This is a genomic window from Jeongeupia naejangsanensis, from assembly GCF_016865585.1.
GTDB classification, from domain to species: Bacteria; Pseudomonadota; Gammaproteobacteria; order Burkholderiales; family Chitinibacteraceae; genus Jeongeupia; species Jeongeupia naejangsanensis.
In genome coordinates, this window is the sequence record NZ_JAESND010000016.1 from 1 (window position 1) to 25,557 (window position 25,557).

Consider the following 25,557-nt stretch of genomic DNA (forward strand, 5'->3'; position numbering starts at 1 on the left):
AACGGCACCGGCCAGCATGCGGCTAACACCCTCGCCGCCCGGCTGTTGGCCGAGGGCCGCACGGTGCGGGTACTGCTGCCCTCGGCACCCGGGCGGGACTGGCTGGATGTACTGGTCGGAGGTCGGGTATGAGTGATGACCTCGCACTGTTGATGGACCCGGCTGCAGCCCTACCCCTAGCTGCCACAGCCAACGACAAACCCAAGGCCAAGACGAAATCCAAATCGACCAGTAAGCCCGTCTCCGGCGGCTTCGACCGCTTCCGCAGCAAGGATGACGGCGTCTGGTACCGACCCGATGAAGATACCGAGCCGCGCAAGCTGTGCGGACCGTTGCAGATCGTCGCGCAGGTGCGACATCTGGACGGCAGCGGCTGGGCGGTGCTGGTGCAGCTGGCCGATCTGGACGGGACGTCCAAGGCGCACCTGATTCCACGGGCCAAACTGTTGTCGGACCAGTCATCCAAGGTGCTGGAAGAACTGGCCGAGAAGGGTTTGTGGTTCTCGTATGCGGCCGATCTGAAGAAGCTGATGCTGCAGTACCTGCAGACCGGGATCGATGCCCCCCGGGCGCGATTGGTACCGCGCACCGGCTGGCAGGGTCCGGCCTTCGTGCTGCCGGAACGGGTGATCGGTGACGGTGGCGAGCTGCTGGTCTATCACGGCGGCGCCAGTGCCGAGCTGGTGTCCAGCGGGACGCTGGCCGGCTGGCAGGACGGCGTGGCGAGATTTGCGGTCGGCAATCCCTTGCTGGCACTGACGCTCAGCGCGGCACTGGCCGGGCCGTTGATGGCCTTCTTCGGTATGGACTCGGGCGGTTTCCATCTGGCCGGGCCGTCGAAGAATGGCAAGAGCGTCGCCTGCCGCGCGGCGGCATCGCTGTTCGGTGCGCCACCGCGTTACGAGAAGTCGTGGCAGACCACGGCGTCCGGGGCAGAAGCCCAGCTCGAAGCGCACAACGACCTGCCGCTGATCCTGGACGAGATCGGCCGCGCCAAGGCGTCGGATGTGGCGGCCGTGGTGTACATGCTCAGTCAGGGCCAGGGCAAGAGTCGCAGTCGGGCCGATGGCGGTTTGCGGGCGATGACCCGCTGGCGCTGTTTCGTACTCTCGAACGGCGAACACTCGGTCGCCGACTACCTGAAGATGCACGGTGTGCCGGTCAATGCCGGCCAATTGGCGCGGCTGCTGCACGTGAGCGCCGAACGCGCGCACGGGGCCTTTGATGATCTGCACGGCTTCGCCGATCACCCGGCGCTGTGTTCGGCCATCGCCAAGGCCGCCGACCAGCATCATGGCGTGGTCGGGCTGGCTTGGCTGGAACAGCTGGCCGGCCTCGATCACGACCTGCTGCGGCAGCAGTTGGGCAAGGCGCAGGCCGCCTTTGCTGCTGCGTTCGTACCGGCCGGTGCGTCAGGTCAGGCAAGGCATGCGGCGAACTACTTCGCCCTCGCCGCCTTCGCAGGTGAAACCGCCACGGCAGCGGGGCTGACCGGCTGGCCAGCGCAAACCGCGTGGCAATCGGCCAGCGGGCTCTATCGTGACTGGCTGAAGCAACGCGGTGGTGCCGGCAACGAGGAAGACCGGCAGATCCTCCGGCAGGTCCGGCTGTTCTTCGAGCAGCACGGTGAAGCCCGCTTCACCCGCTGGGACCGGGAAGACGCGGTGATCGACGAACACGGGCCGAAGACGCTGGCCCGTTGCGGCTTCCGCAAGACCGAGCTGATCTGTGAATCCGGCAAGGCCAGTGGTACCCAGCACAGCGAGACCACCTATTACGTGTTGCCCAATTCCTGGGCCAGCGAAGTGCTCAAGGGGCTGGACCTGAAGCGGGCCAACCGGCTGTTGCTCGCCCTCGGCGTGCTGTTGCCGGGCACCGGCAACAAGGCTTCGAAGACCGAACGGCTGCCCGGCATGGGCTCGCCCCGGGTATACGTCGTGCTGCCGACGCTGTGGCAGATGGGCAGTGATGATGACGTCTGATCAGGACGGTTTCTTCAACTGGATCAACGGCTTGGATCCAGTTTCATCCCCGCCCGCTCCCGGTGAAAGCGTGACACCTGTGACACGTGCCGACACCCCCGGTGTCACGACAAAAACCCTTATGAATCAACGTTGTGACACCTGTGACACGTGTGACACCACAAAATCGACGGAGTCGGGGGAAGGCCTGCTGAGAACAGGCCAGCAGGACACCCTTCGCGCGGGCATTTTGACGAAAGACGACTGGGGTTTGTGGCGGGAGATCACCGGGCAGGTGGCCGACCATTACGACGCCAGCGATGCCGAAACAGCGGACCTGATGCGGCAACTGGCAGGGCAGGATCCGGCCTTCCTGACCCTGCTGCTGGACGAAGCCCGACGTCATGCCCTGCCGGTGACCGAGCGCTTCGACTTCTGGCAACTGGTCTGCCCCGACCACGCCCTCCTGCGCATCGTCACACCGACGCACAGCGGCTTCATCGCCCTCCCCGCCGACCGCCCCGGCGCCCGGCTCTACCATCAGGCCACCGCCACCCTGTCCCCGATGCCTTAAGGGGCACGGGTCCTTCCGGACGGGGTGGCCCTCACGGGTAACGTGGCCGCGCAAGTCCGCTGACGTCCGGTTGCCGGGCATTACTTAACAGTTAACCGACTTAACAGGGCAAGCCGATAGGCTCGGGCGATGGTCCGGTCACCGCAGGATACAGGGGGGCTTCAAAGGATTGGGCTGCCTTCCCCTTGACCGAGTAGTCGGCGATCTCTGTGACACGACTGAAAAAAAGGGACATCAAACCGGGGAGAGAAGCAGGTTACCCCAAGTTGAATCAGTCCGATTTCTCTAGGCACTCAAGCATTCAATAGGTCTGGAATGCCTACAAATCCAAGCACAGCACGCCCTTATTGCTAGCGCCGTCTGCAAGTCCGGCAGGTATTGTAAGAAACCCTGGTTTAAGTTGGCAGTCCACTGCAAAAAGTTGGGAGACAAACTGCCGTGCGGCGCCTCGCTCCCGCCATTTTGCTTCGGCACATCATATTTAAAATCTTTCTGTCCCGTGGAAGCCGGCCGTAACTGGCATATGTGCGTTATCGCACCGAATTTTGGCATTGCCGCATATAGCCTGTTTCGCATGATCGGGAGCCTCCGGAAGCACCTTCATCCACTTTTCGGCCTCCGTGCCGCACTGGCCCCTTTCTTGAAGACTTCGTCGATCGATCTGGAGCAACTGCTATGAAAAGACTGGTCAGGTACCTTTCCGCATTTTTTATTGCCATCACGGCACTGTCAGTCGCCGGTTGTGCGTCAACCGCGACGCAATCGGGCACCGGCGAATATGTCGACGACAGTGTCATCACCACCAAGGTCAAGACCGCGATTTTCAATGAACCGACTCTGAAAGTTGCCGAAATCAGCGTTGAAACCTACAAGGGTGTGGTGCAGCTCAGTGGATTCGTCAGCTCGCAAGCCGCGGCCAATAAAGCGGTTGCAGTTGCGCACAGTGTTGCCGGCGTCAAGTCGGTCAAGAACAACATGACCATCAAGTGAACCAAGCTGGTCGGCTTGGGTACACAACGCGGTTCGCCCATATAGCGGCACCAAACTGACACCGACCCGACCGAGCCCCGCCCCCCATCGGGGCTCGTCTTCGCATAGGACGTCCGCCATTGAATGCCGGTCAGTACCTTTTCGGGCAGTTTCAACGCTGGCCGTCGCGAGTGTGGGGCATCGGCGCGTCCCGCACTCGGCCAGACGAAACCCCGCCTTTGCGTGCAACACTGTTCAGTGCCGAGCAGATGGCGCAACACGGCAAGATGCTGGCCGCTGCACACGCGATCGCATCTGGACGAGCACATGATCAGCTGCTGGCCCGCTTGGCGGATAACGAAAGCACACTGATCAGCGTATGCAAATCGTTGACGGAAGCCGTGACCGAAAAGCGCCGGATCACACCGGCCGGGGAATGGCTGCTCGACAATTTCTACCTCATCGAAGAACAGATACGTACGGCCAAACGGCATCTTCCCAAGGGATATAGCCAAGAGCTGCCAAGGCTGGCGCACGGCCCGTCGACCGGACGTCCACGCGTGTATGACATTGCGCTGGAAATCATTTCGCACGGTGACGGCCGCGTCGATACCGAGGGGCTGCGACGTTTTGTTGCCGCCTACCAGAGCGTCACCCCGCTTACTCTGGGCGAGTTGTGGGCCATCCCCATCATGCTGCGGCTGGCGATCATCGAAAACCTTCGCCGTGTCGGGGTGTGGATCGCGGCCGGGCGCGCCGAGCGCAATCAGGCCGATGTCTGGGCAGACCAGATGATCGGTGCTGCGGAAACCGATCCCAAGAGCCTGATTCTGGTCATCGCCGACATGGCGCGTGCCAGACCGCCAATGGTCAGCGCGTTTGTGGCCGAATTGGCGCGCCGCTTGCAGGGACGCGGCCCTGCGCTGACCCTGCCGCTCACGTGGATCGAGCAGCATCTTTCCGAATCGGGGCTGACGATCGAGCACCTGGTTCAACAGGAAAACCAGCAGCAAGCCAACGATCAGGTCTCGATCAGCAATAGCATTGGCAGTCTGCGAATCCTCAGTACGGTCGACTGGCGCGAGTTCGTCGAGCACCTGAGCATCGTCGAGCAAACGCTGCTGGAGGACCCAGCGCACATTTATGCCAGCATGGACTTCGCCAGCCGCGATCACTATCGCCATGCAGTGGCAAGCATTGCCCGGCTCGGCCAACTCTCCGAAGGCGATGTTGCGCGCAAGGCGGTCGAACTGGCCGGCGCCGTTGCATCCGGCGCACCGGAAGAACGTACCAGGCACGTCGGTTTTTATCTGATCGACCGAGGATTGCCGCAACTGGAGCGCGCCGCACAAATCCGCCTGCCCCGCATGCAAGCGCTGCGCAGATCCGCAGCCCGTCACTCCTTGTGCCTGTATCTGGGCGCCATTCAACTGTTTACGATCGGGCTTACCGGCTTGTTGCTGGCACAATTTGACGACGCCATGCTGCCGGACTGGGCATGGGCGCCGATCGGCCTGTTGCTGCTGCTAGCCACCAGTCAGTTGGCAGTCGCGCTGGTGAACTGGCTGACCACGCTGCTGGTCTCGCCACACCCGCTGCCCAGAATGGATTTCTGCAGCGGCGTTCCTTCTGCGTCACGTACCCTCGTCGTCGTCCCGACCCTGCTTACCAGCCCGCAAAATATCGAGGATCTGGTCGAAGCGCTGGAAGTGCGCTTTCTGGCCAACCGCGATGCCCAGCTCCATTTCGGACTGCTGACCGATTTGCGCGATGCGCAGGCGGAGTCACTCCCTGAGGACGAACAACTACTCCAACTCGCGCAAACACGCATCGCCGAGCTGAACGCCAAGTATGCCAGCGAGCGCGGCACCGACGCCTTCTTCCTGTTTCATCGCCACCGACGCTGGAACCCGCAAGAACGAGTCTGGATGGGGCACGAGCGCAAGCGCGGCAAGCTGGCGGATCTGAATGCGTTGCTGCGCAGTGGCGATCATCCGCAGGCCGGCAGTGCGTTTGCGCTGATAGTCGGAGATACCTCCGTCCTGCCCGGTGTCCGCTACGTCATTACACTCGATACCGATACCCAGTTGCCGCGTGATGCGGCAAGGCAGTTCATCGGCACGATGGCGCACCCGCTGAACCGGCCAAGGTACGACAACGAAAAGCGGCGTGTGGTCGAGGGCTACGGAATTCTGCAGCCTTGCGTGGCAATCAGCCTGCCGGGAACGAACCGTTCGCTGTACGCCCAGCTGTATGGCGGTGAGCCGGGTATTGATCCCTATACGCGCGCGGTTTCGGATGTCTATCAGGACGTGTTCGGCGAGGGCTCCTTCATCGGCAAGGGTATCTATGACGTCGATGCATTCGAATCCGCGCTGAGTCACCGCTTCCCTGAAAACCGTATCCTCAGCCACGATCTGCTGGAAGGCTGCTACGCGCGCGCCGGCCTACTCAGCGATGTGCCGTTGTACGAGGCCTATCCGGGCCGCTACAGCGCCGATGTCAGTCGCCGTCACCGCTGGATCCGTGGTGACTGGCAGCTCGCAGGCTGGCTGTTGCGAAGAGTGCCCGGCGTGCGTGGCAGTCAACTGGAGCGGCAACGCAACCCGCTCTCGGCATTGTCTCAATGGAAACTGGCCGACAACCTGAGACGGAGTCTTGTCCCTGTCGCCCTGACGCTACTGTTGCTACTGGGATGGATATGGCTGCCATTTGCATGGTTGTGGACCCTCGTCGTTGTCGGCATCAAACTGGTTCCTTCGCTTTTCGCACTGGCCTTCGAGCTGTTTCGCAAACCGCCGGACATCGGGCTGATGCAGCATCTCTCAGCATTGGGACGCTCGGCAGTCAGACAAGGCGCCCGACTGGTGTTCGAACTGGCTTGCCTGCCCTATGAGGCACTATTCAGCCTCGATGCGATCCTCCGCACGACCTGGCGAATGCTGATCACGCGCAGACGCTTGCTCGAATGGAATCCGTCCAGCGAAGTTGAACGCGAAGCGGATCGCCCCGGCCGCACCGGGGTACTCGCCAGCTTCAGGGCCATGCGGTTTGCCTGCGTGATCGCAGTCGCGACAACAGCCTATTTGCTGACCCGCTCACCCGCCACGCTGTTGCTGGCAGGGCCGATCCTGTTGCTGTGGTTCGGTTCACCGGCCATCGCTTGGTGGATCAGCCTGCCAAGGCGACAGCGACCGCTCACGCTGAGCAGCGACCAATTGCATTTTTTGCGTGCACTGTCCCGCCGGACCTGGGCCTTTTTCGACCACCTGGTCGGCCCCGCCGACCATTGGTTACCGCCAGACAACTACCAGTCGTACCGCATAACCGCCATTGCGCACCGCACCTCGCCGACCAATATTGGACTGGCCCTGCTGGCCAATCTGGCCGCGCACGATTTCGGCTACATCCCGGCCGGCCGGCTGCTTGACCGCACTGCCAACACCCTCAAGGCCATGGGCAAGCTGGAACGGTATCGCGGCCATTTCTACAACTGGTACGACACCCAGACAATGCAGCCGCTACCGCCGTTGTATGTTTCGACCGTCGACAGCGGCAATCTTGCCGGCCACTTGCTGACCCTGCAGCCGGGCCTGCTCGCGCTTGCCGACGCGCCCATCCACTCGGCACGCGCGTTCGACGGTCTGCAAGACACTCTCTCGCTGCTGCTTGAAGCAGAGAACGGTGCGGCTGCCGCGCAAGCGGCAACGTTCCGGCACGAACTGGTACAAGCCAGCGCTGCTCCTCCGGACTCACTTGATGCGCTGTATCAGGCGCTCATTCGTCTGGACGCCAGTGCAGCCGCCCTGCTCGGGCTGGTCACAACCTGCGCCGACCCGGATGACTTGGACGACACGGCGCCCGAGCATCGGAGTGGCGAAGCGAACCCACAAGATGCCGCCCGGTGGGCTCTTGCCTTGGCCAGACAATGCCGGGAAGCGCTGGACGAGCTGGTTTTTCTGGCACCTTGGCTGTTGCAAGCACCTGCGCCTGTTGGATTGAGCCTGCGATCTAGCATTACGCTGCCATGGTCCGTTCCGACATTGCGAGAACTCGCGCAACTCGGGCAGACACCAAGTGCCGACCTAGCCAACAGCCCCGTCACGACACCGGAGCAGGCACGCTGGCTGGCCGAGCAGCAAAAGCACTACGCCGAAGCCGCGACCCGCGCCCGTGACAGAATCGCCGAGAGCGAGCGCCTGGCCGCGCAATGTGCCGCGTTTGCACAAATGGATTACGACTTCCTGTTCGACAAGACCAGTCACCTGCTCGTGATCGGCTACAACGCCAGCGAGCACCGTGCAGACGCCAGCTACTACGACCTGCTGGCCTCCGAAGCACGACTGTGCAGTTTCGTCGCCATCGCACAAGGACAGGTGCCGCAGGCCAGCTGGTTTGCGCTGGGACGCTTGCTCACCCGAACCAATCATGGCCCGGTGCTGCTGTCCTGGAGCGGATCCATGTTTGAGTACCTGATGCCGATGCTTGTGATGCCAAGCTACGAAAACACCCTGCTCGAGCAGACCTGCAAAGCGGCCGTGGCCCGGCAGATCGAGTACGGGCGCCAGCGCAATGTGCCCTGGGGGGTTTCCGAATCCGGCTACAACACCGTCGATGCGCATCTCAACTACCAATACCGCGCTTTCGGCGTACCGGGGCTGGGGCTCAAGCGCGGGCTGGCAGACGATCTGGTCATTGCGCCATATGCCGCGACGCTGGCACTGATGGTTGCACCCGAGGAAGCCTGCCAGAACCTGCAGCTACTGGCAGCCCATGGCTTGCTCGGCAAGTTCGGTTTTTTCGAGGCTGTCGACTACACACCTGCACGGCAACGCCGGGGGCAAACGAGCGTCGCCATCCGATCCTTCATGGCCCATCACCAAGGCATGAGCCTGCTGGCTCTGGCGTATGTACTGCTGGATCGCCCCATGCAGCGCAGGTTTGAATCGGACCGGCTGTTCCAGGCCGTGATGCTGCTCCTGCAAGAGCGCATCCCCAGAGTCACCGCGCTGTTCACCCATACGGCACAACGCTTCGACGAACATGCCACATCCGGTGCGTCCGACGCCCCCATCCGGATTTTCACGACACCGGATACGCCGACGCCGGAAGTGCAGCTGCTGTCGAATGGCCGCTACCACGTGATGGTGAGCAATGCCGGAGGCGGCTACAGCCGCTGGAAAGACCTTGCCGTAACCCGCTGGCGCGAAGACGGCACCTGCGATCAATGGGGAACGTATTGCTTCCTGCGCGACATCGCCAGCGGCCGCTACTGGTCGACCAGCAGCCAACCGACCGCCAAGCGCCCCGCCCACTACGAAGCGATTTTTTCCGAAGGCCGCGCCGAGTTTCGCCGCCGGGACGCGCTGCTGCCCACGGATCAGCGCGGCGACGAGGGCTTCGAAACGCATACCGACATCGTGGTTTCGCCGGAAGACGATATCGAACTGCGCCGGGTTCGCGTCACCAACCGGTCATCGCAACGCCGCAACATCGACATCACCAGCTATGCCGAAGTCGCCATTGCGCCACCGGCGGCCGATGAACTGCATCCGGCGTTCAGCAAACTGTTTGTCCAGACCGAAATTCTGCCCGCCCAGCAAGCCATTCTGTGTACCCGCCGGCCGCGCGCAATCGGCGAGACGGTGCCATGGATGCTGCACCTGTTAGCAGTTCGCGATGCCGAAACCTTGGCAGCATCCTACGAAACGGATCGCGCGCGTTTTATTGGCCGCACCCGCAGCGTCGCAGCGCCGTTGGCTATGGATACGGCTGCGCCGCTTTCGGGCACCGAAGGGTCGGTACTCGATCCCGTTGCCGCGATCCGCATCTCGCTCACCCTGGAGCCAGGCCAATCGGCCACCATCGATATGCTCACCGGCATGGCCGAAACGCGGGAAGCTGCCGTCGGGCTGGTCGGCAAATACCAGGACCGCTATCTGGCAGACCGCGTCTTTGATCTGGCATGGACGCACAGTCAGATCGTGCTGCAGCAGCTCAATGCCACCGAAGCCGATGCGCAGCTGTATGCCCAACTGGCCGGTGCGGTGATCTACGCCAATGCCTCGCTACGGGCCGACGCGGCGGTGCTGATCAGGAACCGTCGTGGTCAGTCCGGCTTGTGGGGCTATGCAATTTCGGGCGACCTGCCCATTGTGCTGCTGCAGATCGGCGATGCCGCAAACATCGATCTGGTACGCCAGCTGGTACAGGCACACGCGTACTGGCGCCTGAAAGGGCTGTCGGTCGATCTGGTGATCTGGAACGAAGATCATGCCGGGTACCGACAACGACTGCAGGAACAGATCATGGGCATGATCACCTCGGGGATCGAGGCCAACGTCATCGACCGGCCCGGAGGTATTTTCGTACGCTCGGCCGAGCAGATTTCCGCAGAGGATCGCACCCTTTTCCAATCGGTTGCACGGGCTGTCATTACCGACGCACAGGGTTCGCTGGCCGAACAGCTCGATCATCGTGTGCTCGCGGGACGCCCCGCCCCGCTGCTGCGGCCCAGTCGTCCCTACCAACCCGGAACGCTTGGCGACATCGGTCAGCCCCGACGCGATCTGCTCCTGTTCAATGGGCTGGGCGGTTTCAATCCTGACGGCAGCGAATACGTGATGACGCTCGCCCCCGGCCAGATCACGCCGGCACCATGGGTGAACGTTCTCGCCAACCCTGCATTCGGCACTGTCGTTTCGGAAAGCGGCAGCGCCTACACCTGGAGCGAGAACGCCCACGAACTCAGACTGACCCCATGGCACAACGATCCGGTCGGCGATGCCTGCGGCGAGGCACTCTACCTGCGCGATGAAGAAACCGGGTATGTCTGGTCCCCGACACCGCTGCCGGTTGCAGCCGACGCCGCGTATGTAGTTCGCCACGGCTTCGGCTACAGCGTGTTCGAAACGCTGGTCGATGGCATTCGCTCGGCGCTCTGGGTGTACGTGGCACAAGACGCCGCGATCAAGTTCACCGTGCTACGGATCAGCAATGAATCCGGGCAGTCACGCCAACTTTCGGCGACCGGCTACGTCGAGTGGGTACTGGGCGACCTTCCGGCCAAATCGGCCATGCATGTCACGACCGAAATCAATCCTTTGAACGGCGCGCTCTACGCGCGCAACCCCTACAGCGCCGAATTCGCCGAGCGGGTCGCCTTCTTCGATGTCGACGATCCCCGGCGCCATATCAGCGGCGATCGCACCGAGTTCCTCGGCCGCAACGGCACACTGCAACACCCCATTGCGATGCGCCGGACCCGGCTTTCCGGCAAGGTCGGAGCAGGTCTCGATCCTTGTGCAGCCATCCGGGTGAGTTTCGATCTGGCGGCCGGGCAAACGCACGAGATCGTTTTCCGGCTGGGCATCGGTCGCGATACCGAGGATGCTGGAAAATTGGTGCACCGTTTCCGCGGCGCAGGGGCGGCACACGATGCGCTCGAGGCGGTGCAACAGTATTGGCGCCATACGCTTGGCGCGGTCAAGGTCGATACGCCCGATCCGGCGGTCAATCTGCTTGCCAACGGCTGGCTGGTCTACCAGACCCTCGCTTCCCGGCTCTGGGCGCGCAGCGGCTACTATCAATCGGGTGGTGCATATGGTTTCCGCGACCAGCTGCAGGACGTCATGGCACTGATCCATGCCGAACCCATGCTTGTGCGAGCGCACCTGCTGCGCGCCGCCAGTCGACAGTTTGTCGAAGGCGATGTCCAGCACTGGTGGCATCCGCCAAGCGGTCGCGGCGTGCGCACGCGGTGTTCGGACGACTATCTCTGGTTGCCGCTGGCGGTGTGCCGCTATGTGAACAGCACCCGCGATACCGGGGTACTCGGCGAGCCTGCGGGGTTCCTCGAGGGTCGAGCGGTCAACCCGGAAGACGAGTCCTATTTCGATCTCCCCGGCCAATCCACCGAAGTGGCCAGCCTTTACCAGCATTGCGTTCGCGCCATTCGCTATGGCCTGCGTTTTGGCGAGCACGGCCTACCGTTGATCGGCGCCGGTGACTGGAACGACGGCATGAATCTGGTCGGGATACACGGCAAGGGTGAAAGCGTCTGGCTGGGCTTCTTCCTACACACTGTGCTCGGACAATTCGCCGAGCTGGCGCGGACACACGGCGACCCGGCCTTTGCCGACAAGTGCAAGTTCGAGGCAGACCGCCTGCGCAACAATATCGAGCAGCATGGCTGGGATGGCCAGTGGTACCGCCGTGCCTATTTCGACGATGGCGCGCCACTGGGTTCGGCCAGCAATGACGAATGCCAGATCGACTCGATCTCGCAAAGCTGGGCGGTACTTTCCGGCGCCGGCGATACCGCACGCACGCGCATGGCCATGGAAGCGGTCAGCACGCGGCTGGTCAACCGCAATGACGGGCTGATTCAGCTGCTTGATCCGCCGTTCGATCGCGCCAACCTCAATCCGGGTTATATCCGGGGTTATGTCCCTGGTGTACGGGAAAACGGTGGGCAGTACACCCACGGCGCAGTCTGGACGGCCATGGCGTTTGCCGCGCTGGGCGAGCATGAACGGGCGTGGGAAATGCTGGCCATTCTCAACCCGCTGAACCACACCCTGACGCCGGAGGCCGTCGCCCGCTACAAGGTCGAACCCTACGTCATCGCGGCCGATGTGTATGCCGTCGCCCCGCACACCGGCCGGGGCGGCTGGAGCTGGTATACGGGTTCGGCTGGCTGGACGTACCGGCTGATTACCGAATCGCTGCTGGGGCTGCAAATGGCCGGCGAAACCTTGCACATCGCCCCCCGTCTGCCCACCGGCTGGCAGGGTTTCAAGCTCCGTTACCGTTATCGGGAGACGCAGTACCACATAACCGTCTCGCAACTGCCGCCGGGCAGCGGTGCGCCCGGCGTCGGCGTGGTGGTGGACGGACACAGGCGAGCCGGCGACACGATTACGCTGGTCAACGATCACCGGGAGCACAAGGTCGAAATAACGGTGACAGCGGCGTAAATCCGGTTCCAAGCAAGGCACTGCTTTTTGCATCCGCCGGAATGGTCTATTCCGGAATCTGGAACGACCGAGAAACGCCCATGACCGATGCCCTCCAGAACAAACTGCTTGCCGCCCTGCCCGATGCGGTCATCCAGCGGCTGCTGCCGCATCTGGAAAGCATCGATCTGCCGCTCGGCGACGTGCTGTATGAATCGGGCAGCACCTTGAGATACGTGTATTTCCCGACGACAGCCATCGTTTCGCTGCTCTACGTGATGGAGGACGGCGCATCGGCCGAAATCGCCGTGGTCGGCAACGACGGCATCATCGGCATCGCCCTGTTCATGGGTGGAGAAACGACGACCAGCCGAGCAATCGTGCAAAGCGGCGGACTAGCCTACCGCTTGCCGGGCAGCTTCCTCAAGCAGGAGTTCACCCTCGGCGGCGAACTGCAGCACCTGCTGCTCCGCTACACCCAAGCCCTGATCACGCAGATGGCACAAACGGCGGTCTGCAACCGGCACCACTCCATTGATCAACAGTTATGCCGCTGGCTGTTGTTGAGCATGGACAGGCTGACCGGCAACGAACTGGTGATGACGCAGGAGTTGATCGCCAACATGCTAGGCGTACGGCGCGAAGGAGTGACCGAGGCCGCGGGCAAACTGCAGGCCGACGGGCTGATCCAGTACAGCCGGGGACATATCAAAGTGCTGGACCGGGCGGGGCTGGAAGCGCGGGTTTGCGAATGCTACCAGGTCGTTCGGCAGGAGTTCGATCGAATAATGGCCGTACATTTGCGCTGACGCCCGGATCAAACCGAGCGACTCAACGTTCGTTCATGCGCCGGAATTCGGAGATGCACAACAGTGCGCCCGTCAAAGGACAAGCGCGACAAATGATGTTCAATGTTTGTGGACTGAATTGTTGAGGATTTCACGTACACCCCCAAGTTCCTTTTCTGCCTTGCCGGCCACCTGTCTTATCAGTCCTTTTGTTTGAAGGGATTTATTGCCAAGTAGTTTGCCGGCTTTTTCCTGCACTTGCCCCGCAATTTCCTTGGCAATACCCTTTACCTGATTTCTATCCATGATCCCTCATCCATTAGTTGATGGATTGGCCTTGAATGCGCCCTTCCAGCTCGGTGAAAAGTCCAGCAGATCGTTTGGTCGCTGACAACCGCGCGAATGACTTCCCCACTCTCAACAACATGGCGGGATACTGCCGAATCCCCTTTCTGTTCGACCTAGCCCCCCAAGGTCATTACATTAATAACCACAGACAATCATACGTGACGCCAATCAAAAATCGCCCAGATCAAAGTCGCCCCATCACCATTAAAAACAGCATGACAACGGCTGTGACGGCGCCAGTTAATCCACTAACCCCATAGCCCCAGTTCTTGCTATACGGCCAAAGTGGCATTGTCCCAATTATTATCAAAACCAGAACAATTAGCAAAATGGTTCCCAAACTCATGATTTTCTCCCATATCTCAAGGGAGCCGATTCATCCACTTCGCAGCTCTGAAGTTGCGTCGTCGGACCCCTGCAAAATCAAACTCCCTTAGGGTTGGAACATCCGTAGCTTCAGCAGTCACGGCACTCTGTGTGGCATCAGCGATTAAAGCCATCACCACTACAGTTCCAGCATATGCCGGAGCCCAAGACAACTTCGTGCGCTGACGCACACACGACTCAATTAAACGGCTAGCGCAGTACGCTTCAGAACCACGCAGCGATCCAGTAAAAAAACCGCCACACGGCTCGCGGCCGTTATGGCAATACATATTCATTGATCAGCCAAGGCTAATACGTGGTCCGTGCAGTCGACTGAACGCTTCTGACGCCACTTACATTCTTCGCCAACTCCACTGCCAGTGAGCGCTCTAGGCTGAGCTGCCCCCAGTTTCAGGGCCAAGGGCGAGTTAGTAGCGCCCGGGTTCGTTGGCACGTCGTCCTTGACGATATGCAGGCCAGTGCCGCAGATCGTCGTTTTAACCAAGCGAAGCACGGTATCGGTGGGTGCTTCAATCTGAGGGTAGGGACTCCGCTGCAGCGAAATTCGCCCTGAACCTTCATAAACAAGTGCACGCATGATGAACTCCTATCCAATATTCAGGCGAAACCGGGCCGGATAGCCCCATATCAGGGTTCGTCATCCCAATGAACCCGGTGCATCAGCCGATGGAAAACCGGAGTGAACAGCAAAGCCGCAGTTACGATGAACACCAGCCCCGCATACAGCGCATAACAACCTGCAAAGATCTTGCCTGCAAGCGATTGCGGCGGGTTGACCGGCCCCATGCCTCCCAGCAACATCGCTGCATTGACGAAGGCATCGGCCCAGCTCAGGTGTTCGAAGCGTACATAACCCAGCATGCCAAGACCCAGAGAACCAAGCAGCAAAATCAAGGCCACCAGCAAGTGACCCAGCAAACGACGGATGAAGCGTCCCCGGGAGACAGGTGGTTGATGTCTGGATTCGTACATGATCCGATTGCCTTGATCCGCACAGCAGTGCGCCCGCCGGAGGGCGAGCGCACTGCGCACTGCTTAATGCTTGTGGGCTGAATCTTTCAGAACTTCTTCCGCATCACCCAGTTTCTTTTCGGCCTTGCCGACGGCCTGCCGGATCAGTCCTTTGGCTTGTTGGGACTTGCTGCCAACCAATTTGCCGGCCTGTTCCTGCACTTGCCCCGCGATGCCCTTGGCGACACCTTTCACTTGATCTTTGTTCATGATGACCTGCCTGTCGATTGATGGAACGGCCTTGAATGCGCCTTTCCTTCTCGGTGAGGAATCCAACTATCGTCTGGCCGCCGAGATCCACGCGAATGACCCATGTACTTTGAATGCCGCTCTACTCCATGCACCCAGTCTGCACGCCAAACACCCCGGAATCTGTACGCTATCGCACCTAGCTGAAAGTCTTGGTTCTGTCGCGCCCGAGCGCCGGGCCTTGACGGGAATCGGTGCTCGGGCCACCACATGCAATCAGCCGGCCGCGCCGTGCAGGACAAGCGCCGGCCCATGTCACCACGGGCGGCGACATGGGCCAATCCAACAGAAACTGTCGATCAGACCGTCACGTCAGACAGCCGCATCCGGCACCCGACCGCTCATAATCGCCCCATGACCAGCAAAATCAGGATGACGATGGCGGCCACACCCAGCAAACCACTGGGCCCATAGCCCCAGCTCCTGCTGTGCGGCCAACTCGGAATCGCCCCGATCAGCAACAGGATCAGCACGATCAGTAAAATGGTTCCCAAGCTCATGGCTTTCTCCTAGGTCACCAGCGAGCCGACTCATCCGCTTCGCAGTACTGAAGTTGGCAAGGCCGGGGCCAAGCAGAATCGAACTCCCTTCGGTTTGAAACAATCATGGCCACAACGGTCACGAACTGCGGCGGCGGCACAAGCAACGAATGACCACAGCCGGCACAGTTCCAGCGTAGGCGCATGCCCGGTGCAACTCGGTGCGCTGGCGAACACAAGCCGCAAGGGCTGCGGTCATGGCCCGACCATGTCCCATGAAAACGAAAAATCGCCGCCAGGATGGCGGCGATATACCTTCATCGATCCGATTGCGTGTCAGTGCACCGTCAGTCCCTTCGACTCAACGCTTTTGACACCACGCACATTCTTGGCGAGTTCCAGTGCCAGCGATCGCTCCGCACCGCTATCGAGCTTGCCGACCAGCGTGACGTTGCCGTTCTTTGTGCTGACCGAAATATTGCCGCTATCGATGTAGTTCGAATACAGGAAAGTCGACTTCACCTTGGTAGTGATCCAGCTATCGGAGATGTCCTGTCCGGCTGCGGAAGCCGTGCTGCCGATCGTCACCGGATTGGTTTTCGTCACCACCAGACGATTGTCGACCGACTGTACACCGCGTGTGTTGATCGCCAGCCGGGCCGCGTGTTCCCGGGCTGCAACGCTATCGGCCGTCCCTGTCAGGATTACTCGGCCCGACTTGGTTTCAACGCTGGTGGCCAGACTGTCGGTGTACTTGCTCCACAGCAACTTTGATTTGACTGCTGTCGTGATCGTCGCATCATCCACCGCCTCGCCATAGCTTCGGGAAGACGACCGTGCCGGCGGGACGTACCCGGACTGGATCACGATCTGGTTGTCGACCTCCTTGATGCCCGGAACCCCCAGCGCGATCTGTTTCGCCAGATCCTTGTTGACGCCTTCGTCGACCTTGCCGGTCAGCGTTGCCATACCCTCGACAACCGAGACCTTGAGGTCATTGGCGCGCAAATAGGGATTGAGGGCATAGGAAGTCCAGATCTGGGCCTCCTGGCGGGCATCTTCGGCAGTCTGTGCCGCGGCGCCCACGGCACCTGCGCCATTCATCATCAGGATCGCCAGGGCGATACCCGAGACAATGGTCCGTTTTCCGGTTTGCATATTCATGGATTTGCCTCACTCGGCAAAGCACCGCCACCTGCCAGCAAGCTCCGTCAGAGCCGCCGCGTAGCGTATGCGTGATGCTTCGACGGCAGATAGAAGTGCCGTATCCGGCACAACCATCCGCATCCGCACGGCGTGGCTTCAGCCGTGATGTTTTTCAAAGAACCGTTTGACCATCCCATCGGCTTCACCGCTGCTCATGTCATAGCGCCGTTGCAGCAGGGCCGCCAGTTTCCGCTCGTGACCGCCGGATTTCAGCAGCTCGTACTCGGTCAGATCATCCCAAGCCATTTTTGCCGCACCCACTTGCTGCGGCCAAGCTGACAAATGCCGGTCCGACAGGAGTGCGCCGGCCGACTGACTCACCGGTTCGATACCATCTTCAGCAATCCGCCGGGATTTGCCCAACGTCTGCTGTGGCCCATGCAAGGAAGTTTTATGTGCAGCGAAGTAACACACTTCCGGTGCAGTAGGCTTCAAATCGGGCATGTGTTCAGAGCGGGTAAATACTGGTTCGGCGCTGCCAATACCGACCGTCGGGCTTGGTCCCATTGGTTTCGTGAAAAGCTGTTCTGCCTTTTCTCTGTGTGAGTTGTTCATGACGACCTCCGGCCAAACCCTCGTCGCGAGATTGCGGTGATCGAGTTGGCTGTCACACGTCAACAATGCGAGGGGACAGTGTCCGCGTCTGTGCGCTGGCGAGCTTAAGGAGCTCAAATCATGGAAAGCATTTCACGTGCGGTTCGTGATTTCGCTGCCCTAGATTTCCTAACCTCACCTTGGCCGATCAGACGCTCAAATAAGTTGCGTTACGAGACTTAAGGGGCTGTGCGTCTCGAGAGCAGAGCCCACTTCACCCAGAACTGGATCGGTTCATCAAAACGCGGCCCTTCGCCGTTTAGCCGGTGCTAGCCGTCTGAAGACCACACCGTATCGTCATCCCTTCAGGGGACGCTTCAACACGTCTCTACTCTAGGGCACAGTTGGCCAACCCGATCCGCTCATCTGGCCGCCGGGTCTACTCTCCCACTGCCAGCGGATCGATCCGGGATGGCGAGTGTGCAGTATCACGCAGGCCAACCTGCTTGCCGCCCCACCCACATTCCGCTGGTTGCCGGGGCACACTGCCGTCCGGGTTGCCGGGATCGGCGGGCACTTCGTAAGCGTACGTCCTGAACTGCCTTGACGAGCATGCCGACACTCAGTCCAGTGTGCCGGTACGTGGAAGCAGGTCTGCAACGACCCACGGCAACAGTTCGTCGACGCGATTCACTGGGTGATCCGCGGTGCGGTCGAGCATGTGGGTCAGGTAGACCTTGGGGTTGATTCCGTTCAGCATGCATGTCCCGATCATGCAGTACATGGCCACACCGCGTTCGGCGATGTTGTGGTCGATTTCGGGAAGACCGTCTTTAGCGTAGCGCGTCAGCGCAGCCCACTGGTTCAGCGTGTAGTTGATCGCGGTCGCTGCATCGCTTTTGCGCGAGATGAGCGCCAAGCTTTCCTTCAGCCAGCATGCGAGACCGGCCAGCAGCGGTTGGCTGCATTTGCCGTCGCAACACCAGCCGTTCAGCCAGTGGCCTGCCCCGGGCTTGTGCCTCCACCGCATACAGTTCGCCGATGTGCCGCAGCACTTCCGCCGGAAACACCGTCGGCGGGCTAGCGTGCAGGTCGTGGAGCTTTCGCCGTGCATGCGCCCAGCGGCCCACCTCCGTAATTCGTCCGTAGCATAGTGCGCGTTGTAGTCGGCAAACGCATCGGCCTGCAGGCCTCCGCAGTAGTGTTCCAGGTGGCCTTGCGAATGGTCGCCAGCCCGACCCGGACTCCAAGCATACTAGGCCGCAGGCGGATCCTGCGATCCGGCGGGCCTGTCATCCCTCACGTAGGTCCAGATGCGCCCGGCACTGGAGGAACCGTTACCCGACATCAGTATCGCCACCGGCGTTTCGTCCATGTGCGGTTTCCCGCCGGCCATGACGTGCTGCCGTAGGGCCTCCACCAGCGGATGCAGCAAGGCGCCCACCCAGCCGACCGAGGTGGGACGCGGAATCTCTACGCTCTCGCGGGCGTAGATCTCCGGCTGCCGGTACAGCGACTGGTGATCGCCGAACTTGTTCACCAGCACATGCGCCAGCAAACCGGACCCCGGCAAGCCCCGCGAGATCGGCCGGCTGGCTGCAGCGGCCTAGACGACGCAGTCGCAGCAGGTGCAGACCAGCCGGGGGCGCACATGGAGGATGACCTTGAAGCGGGCCGGCACGATTTCCAGTTGTTCACTTACGTCCTCGCCGAGCTGTTCAAGCGTGCCGCCGCAGACGCCCCTCCCGATAGCGCTTGCGCTAGTCGAAAAGCAGGTTGTCGTTGACGTCGTACTTGCGTGCCTCCTGGTGATCGAGTTGCCGGGCATCTGCGTTTCGCGAACGATATGCAGCTTCGCTTCCAAACTCCATCGGCGGGGGGGACGTTTCGCTCCGGCCACGGGCGGTATCTCATTTCAACGGCTGTCCGGATCATCCGTGCCGCGACAAAGCCTGGATCAGCCGCGACGACCGACTGGCCCACCAATGGCTGGATGCACATTGTCCCCGCTACGGCGCCCGCAAGACCAAGTTGATCTGTGAGTTTGGCAAGGCCATTGGAGCAGAGCACATCGAGACCACCTACTACCTGCTGCCCAACTCGTGAGCCAGCGAAGTGCTCAAGGGGCTGGACCTGAAGCGCGCAAACCGGCTGTTGCTCGCTCTGGGTGTGCTGTTGCCGGGCAACGGAGCCAAGGCCTCGAAGACCGAACGGCTGCCCGGCATGGGCTCGCCAAGGGTCTACGTCGTACTGCCGACGCTGTGGCAGATGGGCGGCGACGATGACGTCTGAACAGGGCCATTTCTTCAACTGGATCAACGGGTTGGATCCTATCTCTTCCTCGCCCGATACCGGTGAAGGCGTGACACCTGTGACACGTGCCGACACCCCCGGTGTCACGACAAAAACCCTTATGAATCAACGATGTGACACCTGTGACACGTGTGACACCACCAAATCGACGGAGTCGGGGAAAGGCCTGCTGAGGGCGGGCCAGCAGGACACCCTTCGCGCAGCGATTTTGACGAAAGAGGACTGGGGTTTGTGGCGGGAAATCACCAGGCAGGTCGCCGACCATTACGACGCCAGCGACACCGAAACAGCCGACCTGATACGGCAACTGGCAGGACAGGATCCCGACTTCCTGACCCTGCTGCTGGACGAAGCCCGACGCTATGTCCTGCCGGTGACCGAGCGCTTCGACTTCTGGCAACTCGTCTGCCCCGGCCATGCCATCCTGCGCGTCGTCACGCCGACGCATAGCGGCTTCATCGCCGTCTCCGCCGACCGCCCCGGAGCAAGGCTCTACCATCAGGCTACGGCCACCCTGTCCCCGATGCCTTGAGGGGCATGGGTCCTTCCGGACGGGGTGGCCCTCACGGGTAACGTGGCCGCGCAGGTCTGCTGACTTCCGGTTGCCGGGCATTGCTTAACAGTTAACAGACTTAACACGGCCACCCGATAGGCTCGGGCAATGGTCAGGTCATCATCGGATCAAGGGGGGACGTCAAAAGGCTGGGCGCCCTCCTTCTAGACCGAGTAGTCAGCCGTCTCTTCAACACGTCTGAAAAAACATAGGGGAGGGTCTGAACTGGATCGGAGACCGAAAAAACGGCAGGTCGATGACGTTCGAGTCCGGCAATCCGGCGATCGCGGCCTGTCGGCCCTGCCTGCTGCCGATATGCGGCGACTCGACTGGCAAGCCGGCACACCTGCCTGTGCGGTTTCGCAATGCCCCCTCATCCGGACACGCAAGCCATCATTCATACATCATATAAAAATTGAATACGCCTTAGTCCCGTAGAGGTGTAACGGGTGTCACCCTTCGTCCCGAAAACCCGCCCTGAACAGCCCCGAAAGAAGGGGTACCGAACACTTTTAGGTATACGCTTAGGGATACGGATGAAAATCTAGAAACAACAAATACAGCATTTATGCGGGTTAAGCGCCCCATAGTCGAGTCCGACCCCGGCACCAGTCACCCTTCCTAGGGCGTCCTAGGAAGTCCAGAAATCCCCCGTAAAGCCTAGCTTCCGGGGGATTTTTTGTTTCCAGCCCCGTCCAAACTCTTCCCGTTGAATCCGGGGGTACATGGGGGTAACTTTGGGGGTAGATCCGGTTCGATTTCGGAATCACCCCAAATGCCGCTGAACGACATGCAGGGCTGCACCAAGTGACAAACCATGCAAAATGGCCGATGGCTTGGGGCTGCCCCGCACACGCGGGGGATAGTCCCGGATCAGGCGCCCCCCGATGAACCGGACCGGTGGGCTTCCGCCGAGCTCGCAACGCCAAGCGGTGCGCCGGCGTACACCGATTGGCGTCCGCCAGCCCTGACTTTGTTCATCCTTGACCGGTAGTAGGCAGCCGCCGCCGCAACCTCCCCAGACTCCCCGGCGCCAGCCGTACGATCAGCAGCGCCATGGCGCCATTGCCGACCGCAGCGAAGCCGAAGAGTTGCGGAATCGTGTATCCGGCCGAGAGCAGTTTTGCGGCCAGGAGTGCGCCGGCCACCATGAAGAGCGCATTGGCGATGTTGTTGGCGGCAATGACCCGGGCACGGTGGGCCGGATTCGCGCGCAACTGCATCAGCGCGTACAGCGGCACGATGAACAGCCCGCCGAACAGGCCGATCGCAAACAGATCAACCAGTACCCTCGGTGTGCCCGGTACCGCGAGCAACGCTTGCAGGCCGAGCGTTGCGGCTGCCGGTCGGGCCGGAGAGGAAAACGACAGGTCGAGGCCGAACAGCAGCATCCCGATGGCCCCCAGCAGTACCAGACCGGCTTTCACCTGCCCGGCGGACAGCCGCTCGCACAGCAGGGATCCGATGCCGACGCCGAAGGTGAACGTCGCCAGCAGCAGCGTGACGCTGGTCTCGCTGCCGCCCAGGACGCTGCGCGCGTAGGCGGGAAACTGGGCGAGCAGCAGCGCGCCGAACAGCCAGAACCAGGAAATGCCGAGGATGGCCAGGAACACCTTGCGATCCTCCCGGGCGTAGCCGATGTTGCGCCAGGTTTCGGAGAACGGATTGGGGTTGATGCGCAGCGCCGGGTCCGGCGCCGGTGCAGCCGGGACGCCGCGGCTCGCCAGATAGCCAGCGACCGCCGTTGCGAGGCAGGCGGCCGTGATCCACAGGCTGTCCATGCTCGCGAGCAGCCCGCCCGCCAGCGTCCCGACCAGAATGGCCACGAAGGTGCCGGCCTCGATCATCGCATTGCCGCCCACGAGTTCGTCGTCGCGGAGGTGCTGCGGCAGCAGCGCGTACTTGACCGGACCGAACAGTGTCGAATGCAGGCCGAACAGGAACAGCGCGCCGAGCAGCACCGGCAGGCTGTGCAGCTGGAAGCCGACGCCGGCAATCAGCACGATGCCGATTTCCAGCACCTTCACCAGCCGGGCCAGCAGTGCCTTGTCGTACTTGTCGGCCAGCTGCCCGGCCGTCGCCGAGAACAGGAAGAAAGGCAGGATGAATACGCCGGCTGCGACATTGGCAAGCAGCTCGGGCGCCAGTGTCGTCCACTGCGCCGCATGGAAGGTCAGCAGGACGATCAGCGCGTTCTTGAACAGGTTGTCGTTGAAAGCGCCGAGAAACTGGGTGCCGAAGAACGGGCCGAAGCGGCGGGTTGCGAGTAGCGAGAAAGAATTGCTCATGATCAGGCCTCGATCGATGCCGGCGCCGCGGTATCGGCCGCCAGCTGTTTCAGTTGCACGTAGTCGGTCTTGCCCGAGCCCAGCAGCGGGATCGCCTCGAGCAGCCTGATCACGCGGGGCACCGCCAGCTCCGAGGCGCCCCCGGCCCGGGCGGCGGCCAGCAGTGCGTCGCGGTTCAGTGCCGGCGATGTCGTGAACAGCACCAGCGCCTCGCCCTTGGCGGCATCCGGTCGGCTGGAGGCGGCGTGGACATGCCCCGGCGCGGCGGCAGCGGCCAGCTGCTCGACCACTTCGAGCGACACCATCTCGCCGGCGATCTTGGCAAAGCGCTTGAGGCGGCCACGAATATGGACGAAGCCGTCTTCGTCGATCGTGACGATGTCGCCGGTGGCGTACCAACCCGGCCCCATCGACTGCGGCGGCTGGATCCGGCCCGGCTGGTCGAACAGGTAATAGCCCAGCATGACATTCGGCCCCCGCACGTGCAGCGCCCCACCCTCGTCGATGCCCGGCACGGCCTCGAGCCTGGTCTCGACGCCGGGAACGAACTGACCGACGCTGCCGATTTTGCAGGCCATCGGCACGTTGACCGCCACCACCGGCGCGCACTCGGTCACCCCGTAGCCTTCGAGAATGCGGATGCCGAACTTGTCGATCCACAGCTTGCGCACGTCGTCGGCCAGCTTTTCCGCGCCGGCAACCACGTAGCGCAAGCGGCCGAAGTCGTAGGGGTGCGCGTACTTGCCGTAGTTGGCAAGAAAGGTCGACGTGCCGAACAGCACCGTGCAGTCCCGGTCATACACCACCTCGGGAATGATCCGGTAATGCAGCGGGCTCGGGTAAAGGAAGGCCTTGCAGCCGGACACCAGCGGCAGGATCGCGCCGCAGGTCAGCCCGAACGAATGGAACATCGGCAGCGCGATCATGAATTTGTCGAGCGGCGTGAAATCCGCCACCGCCCTCACCTGCGCCACGTTCGACAGCAGCGACTGGTGCGAATGCACGACGCCCTTGGGCTTGCCCTCCGACCCCGAGGTGAACAGGACAACCGCCGGGTCTTCAGGCGACTGCGGCAGCGCGGCGCAGCGGGCGAAGCACAGGTGCCAGAGGATCCAGAGCTTATCGCTGAAACGGACCTGCGTTTTCAGGTCCTCGAGGTAATGCACCGTGATCCCCGGCAGCGATTCGACCAGCGCGGTCAGCTGCGCTTTCTCCAGAAAGGTGCGCGAGGTGACGATGGACCGGATGCCGGCTGCGGTGCATGCGGAACGCAAGCCGTCCTGGCCGGCGGTGTAGTTGAGCATTGCCGGAACGCGCCGGCCGGCACTCAGGGCGAGGATCAGCCCCAGGGTCGGCGCGGCATTGGGCGTCAGGACGCCGACCACCTCACCCGGGGTGGTGATGCGGGACAGCAGCCGCTGCATGCCGAGGGTCATTTTCAGCAGCGAGCCGTACGACTCTTCCTGCAGCCGGACGTCCTCGACCAGCTTGTAGTTCACACCGAAGCTTTCCTTGGCGTCGAGGAAGGCATCGAACAGGGTCCGCTGCGGCCGGGTTGCGACCAGCATGTCGAGCAGGATGGCCCGCAGCAGCTCGCCCGTGCGGCGGCGGCGGAGCTTGGCCGACGGCAGGTCGGGCATCGGGATGGACCGGCGCGGCAGGACCGTGATGGTGATCCTGGGCAGCAGTTTGCGCGGATAAATGCCGGCCAGCCGGCCGAAATAGCTGCGGCCGGTGCCGTCGATGCGGACCGGCACCACCACCGCACCGGTGCGGGCGGCGACGAAGGCGGCACCGTCGTAGACCTTCATCAGCGATCCGGTACGGGTCAGCCGGCCCTCGGGGAAGATCACCACCGGGCGGCCGGTGTCGACCAGCCGGACGATCTGCTTGATCGCCAGCGGACTGGTCGAGTCGACGGCCAGATGATCGACGAAACGCAGGCCGATCCGGAACAGCGGATGACGGGCCACCTGGGTGTGCACCACGAAGACCGGATTCACCGGCAGCGACAGGCCCAGCAGCAGCCCGTCGAGCAGCGATTCGTGGTTGGCGACGATCAGGGTTTTGGGGTTGTTGAAGACCGAGGGATCGCAGCGAAACCCGACACGGAACAGCACCTTCAACACCGATTGCAACAGGCTTCTGAGCATGATCTTCCTTCCTTATCGTTGTTCCGGAACAAACGCGACCGCATGTGCAATCCGCAGCTCGAGGCCGGCGACGATACTGGCGGCTGCCAGCGTCGCCAACAGATGCTTGAGTGTGTGGCCCGTGAGGTACAGCACCGAGCCGATCAGGTGATCGTTGAGCTCGGCCAGCTTGGCCACGCCGTACAGCAGCAGCGCCAGACCGAAGCAAATGCGGTCGCGGCGGTTGCTGCCCCACTGCCAGATCGGTACCAGCACGATCGGCAGCACCTGCAGGAGCAGATACGGCCGCAGGTCGCCGGTACCGATCAGGCCGGTGATCCACCACCACGCCACGCTTGCGACCGCCAGGGCTGCGAGGACAAGGGTAAGGATTCGCCCGTCGCGCTGGTGGGTATCTCCCCAGACGCCAGCCAGCAAGCCGGCGCAGACCAGCGCGATCGGCAAGCGGTCCCAGACCAGACGCGCGTCATCGGGCGCGAGGTGGTAGAAGGTCGAACCGATGCTGGTCAGCAGCAGGCCGGACAGAAACAGCCGGTAACCCGGCCAGCCGTGCGCCAGCGCGACCTCTTCACGGTAAGGGGCAATCCGGACGAATCCCCAGAGCCCGACCAGCAGGAAACCGAGGTTGGACACGACATCGGCGAAATGCGGAATGCCGAAGTGGCGGCTCTGGTCGGCAAACGCGTGGTAATCGGGCAATTGGGGAATCGGGCCATGAATGAGACCCGCCAGCACGAGGACCAGCGTGACGAGGATCGGGGACAGTGTGCGCAACATGGGTGGCTCC

At 61.9% G+C, this 25,557-nt stretch carries 21 protein-coding genes; 7 read left to right on the forward strand and 14 right to left on the reverse strand.

Features of this window, described 5'->3' with window-relative positions:
• Nucleotides 1-128 precede the first annotated feature (128 nt).
• The 5 genes from JMJ54_RS18575 (at nt 129) to JMJ54_RS18595 (ending at nt 13,270) form a co-directional block, all read left to right on the forward strand.
• Nucleotides 129-1,982, forward strand: coding sequence for a DUF927 domain-containing protein (locus JMJ54_RS18575; RefSeq protein ID WP_203540026.1), 1,854 nt, complete (start codon nt 129-131; stop codon nt 1,980-1,982).
• Nucleotides 1,983-2,211: 229 nt separating this feature from the next.
• Nucleotides 2,212-2,535, forward strand: coding sequence for a hypothetical protein (locus tag JMJ54_RS18580; RefSeq protein WP_203540027.1), 324 nt, complete (start codon nt 2,212-2,214; stop codon nt 2,533-2,535).
• Nucleotides 2,536-3,210: 675 nt separating this feature from the next.
• Nucleotides 3,211-3,525 carry a BON domain-containing protein gene (locus JMJ54_RS18585; RefSeq protein ID WP_203540028.1) on the forward strand — a complete coding sequence of 105 codons (315 nt, stop codon included), beginning with the start codon at nt 3,211-3,213 and terminating at the stop codon, nt 3,523-3,525.
• A 218-nt stretch (nt 3,526-3,743) separates the two neighbouring features.
• Nucleotides 3,744-12,482: a glycoside hydrolase family 94 protein gene (locus tag JMJ54_RS18590; protein WP_239000205.1), complete on the forward strand. Its 8,739-nt coding sequence runs from the start codon at nt 3,744-3,746 to the stop codon at nt 12,480-12,482.
• Between the two features lie 80 nt (nt 12,483-12,562).
• A complete protein-coding gene (locus JMJ54_RS18595) occupies nt 12,563-13,270 on the forward strand; it encodes a Crp/Fnr family transcriptional regulator (protein WP_203540029.1) in 708 nt (235 codons plus the stop codon).
• Nucleotides 13,271-13,369: 99 nt separating this feature from the next.
• Here the strand turns inward: JMJ54_RS18595 and JMJ54_RS18600 are convergent, their stop codons facing one another.
• From JMJ54_RS18600 to JMJ54_RS19660, 11 genes are all read right to left on the reverse strand, one after another.
• On the reverse strand, nt 13,370-13,555 hold the full coding sequence (locus tag JMJ54_RS18600; RefSeq protein WP_203540030.1) for a CsbD family protein: 186 nt from the start codon (nt 13,553-13,555) through the stop codon (nt 13,370-13,372).
• Between the two features lie 226 nt (nt 13,556-13,781).
• Entirely contained in the window at nt 13,782-13,943 is a 162-nt protein-coding gene (locus JMJ54_RS18605; RefSeq protein ID WP_203540031.1) for a DUF3309 family protein, read from the reverse strand.
• Nucleotides 13,944-14,611: 668 nt separating this feature from the next.
• Nucleotides 14,612-14,956, reverse strand: a complete 345-nt coding sequence (locus tag JMJ54_RS19320) for a hypothetical protein (RefSeq protein WP_239000206.1) — start codon at nt 14,954-14,956, stop codon at nt 14,612-14,614.
• A gap of 63 nt (nt 14,957-15,019) precedes the next feature.
• Entirely contained in the window at nt 15,020-15,205 is a 186-nt protein-coding gene (locus JMJ54_RS18615) for a CsbD family protein (RefSeq protein ID WP_203540032.1), read from the reverse strand.
• Between the two features lie 380 nt (nt 15,206-15,585).
• Nucleotides 15,586-15,744 (reverse strand): DUF3309 domain-containing protein, encoded by a 159-nt coding sequence (locus JMJ54_RS18620; protein ID WP_239000207.1) that lies wholly within the window; start codon nt 15,742-15,744, stop codon nt 15,586-15,588.
• Nucleotides 15,745-16,059: 315 nt separating this feature from the next.
• The gene (locus JMJ54_RS18625; protein WP_203540033.1) at nt 16,060-16,887 is read right to left on the reverse strand and encodes a BON domain-containing protein; all 828 of its coding nucleotides are present in this window, start codon (nt 16,885-16,887) and stop codon (nt 16,060-16,062) included.
• Between the two features lie 138 nt (nt 16,888-17,025).
• Nucleotides 17,026-17,484: a hypothetical protein gene (locus JMJ54_RS18630; protein ID WP_203540034.1), complete on the reverse strand. Its 459-nt coding sequence runs from the start codon at nt 17,482-17,484 to the stop codon at nt 17,026-17,028.
• Between the two features lie 601 nt (nt 17,485-18,085).
• Nucleotides 18,086-18,415, reverse strand: a complete 330-nt coding sequence (locus JMJ54_RS18635) for a transposase domain-containing protein (protein WP_465262094.1) — start codon at nt 18,413-18,415, stop codon at nt 18,086-18,088.
• Nucleotides 18,297-18,593: an IS66 family transposase gene (locus JMJ54_RS19655; RefSeq protein ID WP_373310165.1), complete on the reverse strand. Its 297-nt coding sequence runs from the start codon at nt 18,591-18,593 to the stop codon at nt 18,297-18,299. Before JMJ54_RS19655 ends, JMJ54_RS18635 begins: the two co-directional genes overlap by 119 nt.
• A 125-nt stretch (nt 18,594-18,718) precedes the next feature.
• The gene (locus tag JMJ54_RS19480) at nt 18,719-19,036 is read right to left on the reverse strand and encodes an IS66 family transposase (RefSeq protein WP_275411153.1); all 318 of its coding nucleotides are present in this window, start codon (nt 19,034-19,036) and stop codon (nt 18,719-18,721) included.
• A 33-nt stretch (nt 19,037-19,069) separates the two neighbouring features.
• On the reverse strand, nt 19,070-19,291 hold the full coding sequence (locus JMJ54_RS19660; RefSeq protein ID WP_373310166.1) for an IS66 family transposase zinc-finger binding domain-containing protein: 222 nt from the start codon (nt 19,289-19,291) through the stop codon (nt 19,070-19,072).
• Nucleotides 19,292-19,578: 287 nt separating this feature from the next.
• On the opposite strand from JMJ54_RS19660, the gene JMJ54_RS18650 reads away from it, so the two are divergent.
• Entirely contained in the window at nt 19,579-19,755 is a 177-nt protein-coding gene (locus JMJ54_RS18650; RefSeq protein WP_203540038.1) for a hypothetical protein, read from the forward strand.
• Nucleotides 19,745-20,308, forward strand: a complete 564-nt coding sequence (locus tag JMJ54_RS18655; RefSeq protein WP_203540039.1) for a hypothetical protein — start codon at nt 19,745-19,747, stop codon at nt 20,306-20,308. Before JMJ54_RS18650 ends, JMJ54_RS18655 begins: the two co-directional genes overlap by 11 nt.
• A gap of 998 nt (nt 20,309-21,306) precedes the next feature.
• Here the strand turns inward: JMJ54_RS18655 and JMJ54_RS18660 are convergent.
• Genes JMJ54_RS18660 through JMJ54_RS18670 form a run of 3 tightly spaced genes read right to left on the reverse strand, consistent with a single transcriptional unit; the run spans nt 21,307 to nt 25,547 of the window.
• The gene (locus JMJ54_RS18660) at nt 21,307-22,617 is read right to left on the reverse strand and encodes an MFS transporter (protein ID WP_203540040.1); all 1,311 of its coding nucleotides are present in this window, start codon (nt 22,615-22,617) and stop codon (nt 21,307-21,309) included.
• A 2-nt stretch (nt 22,618-22,619) separates the two neighbouring features.
• Complete coding sequence (aas, locus tag JMJ54_RS18665) at nt 22,620-24,770, reverse strand: bifunctional acyl-ACP--phospholipid O-acyltransferase/long-chain-fatty-acid--ACP ligase (protein WP_203540041.1); 2,151 nt, start codon at nt 24,768-24,770, stop codon at nt 22,620-22,622.
• 12 nt (nt 24,771-24,782) lie between these two features.
• Nucleotides 24,783-25,547: a hypothetical protein gene (locus tag JMJ54_RS18670; protein WP_203540042.1), complete on the reverse strand. Its 765-nt coding sequence runs from the start codon at nt 25,545-25,547 to the stop codon at nt 24,783-24,785.
• Between the last annotated feature and the right edge of the window lie 10 nt (nt 25,548-25,557).

What these genes read in the sequence shown, in the direction of transcription:
- JMJ54_RS18595 (WP_203540029.1), top strand. Translation starts at nt 12,563, where the DNA reads ATGACCGATGCCCTCCAGAACAAACTGCTTGCCGCCCTGCCCGATGCG.
- JMJ54_RS18585 (WP_203540028.1), top strand. Translation starts at nt 3,211, where the DNA reads ATGAAAAGACTGGTCAGGTACCTTTCCGCATTTTTTATTGCCATCACG.
- JMJ54_RS19660 (WP_373310166.1), bottom strand. Translation starts at nt 19,291, where the DNA reads ATGCCCGGCAACTCGATCACCAGGAGGCACGCAAGTACGACGTCAACG.
- JMJ54_RS18655 (WP_203540039.1), top strand. Translation starts at nt 19,745, where the DNA reads ATGACGTCTGAACAGGGCCATTTCTTCAACTGGATCAACGGGTTGGAT.
- JMJ54_RS18625 (WP_203540033.1), bottom strand. Translation starts at nt 16,887, where the DNA reads ATGAATATGCAAACCGGAAAACGGACCATTGTCTCGGGTATCGCCCTG.
- JMJ54_RS18600 (WP_203540030.1), bottom strand. Translation starts at nt 13,555, where the DNA reads ATGGATAGAAATCAGGTAAAGGGTATTGCCAAGGAAATTGCGGGGCAA.
- JMJ54_RS19320 (WP_239000206.1), bottom strand. Translation starts at nt 14,956, where the DNA reads ATGTACGAATCCAGACATCAACCACCTGTCTCCCGGGGACGCTTCATC.
- JMJ54_RS18630 (WP_203540034.1), bottom strand. Translation starts at nt 17,484, where the DNA reads ATGAACAACTCACACAGAGAAAAGGCAGAACAGCTTTTCACGAAACCA.
- JMJ54_RS18670 (WP_203540042.1), bottom strand. Translation starts at nt 25,547, where the DNA reads ATGTTGCGCACACTGTCCCCGATCCTCGTCACGCTGGTCCTCGTGCTG.
- JMJ54_RS18620 (WP_239000207.1), bottom strand. Translation starts at nt 15,744, where the DNA reads ATGAGCTTGGGAACCATTTTACTGATCGTGCTGATCCTGTTGCTGATC.
- JMJ54_RS18615 (WP_203540032.1), bottom strand. Translation starts at nt 15,205, where the DNA reads ATGAACAAAGATCAAGTGAAAGGTGTCGCCAAGGGCATCGCGGGGCAA.
- JMJ54_RS18575 (WP_203540026.1), top strand. Translation starts at nt 129, where the DNA reads ATGAGTGATGACCTCGCACTGTTGATGGACCCGGCTGCAGCCCTACCC.
- aas (WP_203540041.1), bottom strand. Translation starts at nt 24,770, where the DNA reads ATGCTCAGAAGCCTGTTGCAATCGGTGTTGAAGGTGCTGTTCCGTGTC.
- JMJ54_RS18605 (WP_203540031.1), bottom strand. Translation starts at nt 13,943, where the DNA reads ATGAGTTTGGGAACCATTTTGCTAATTGTTCTGGTTTTGATAATAATT.
- JMJ54_RS18660 (WP_203540040.1), bottom strand. Translation starts at nt 22,617, where the DNA reads ATGAGCAATTCTTTCTCGCTACTCGCAACCCGCCGCTTCGGCCCGTTC.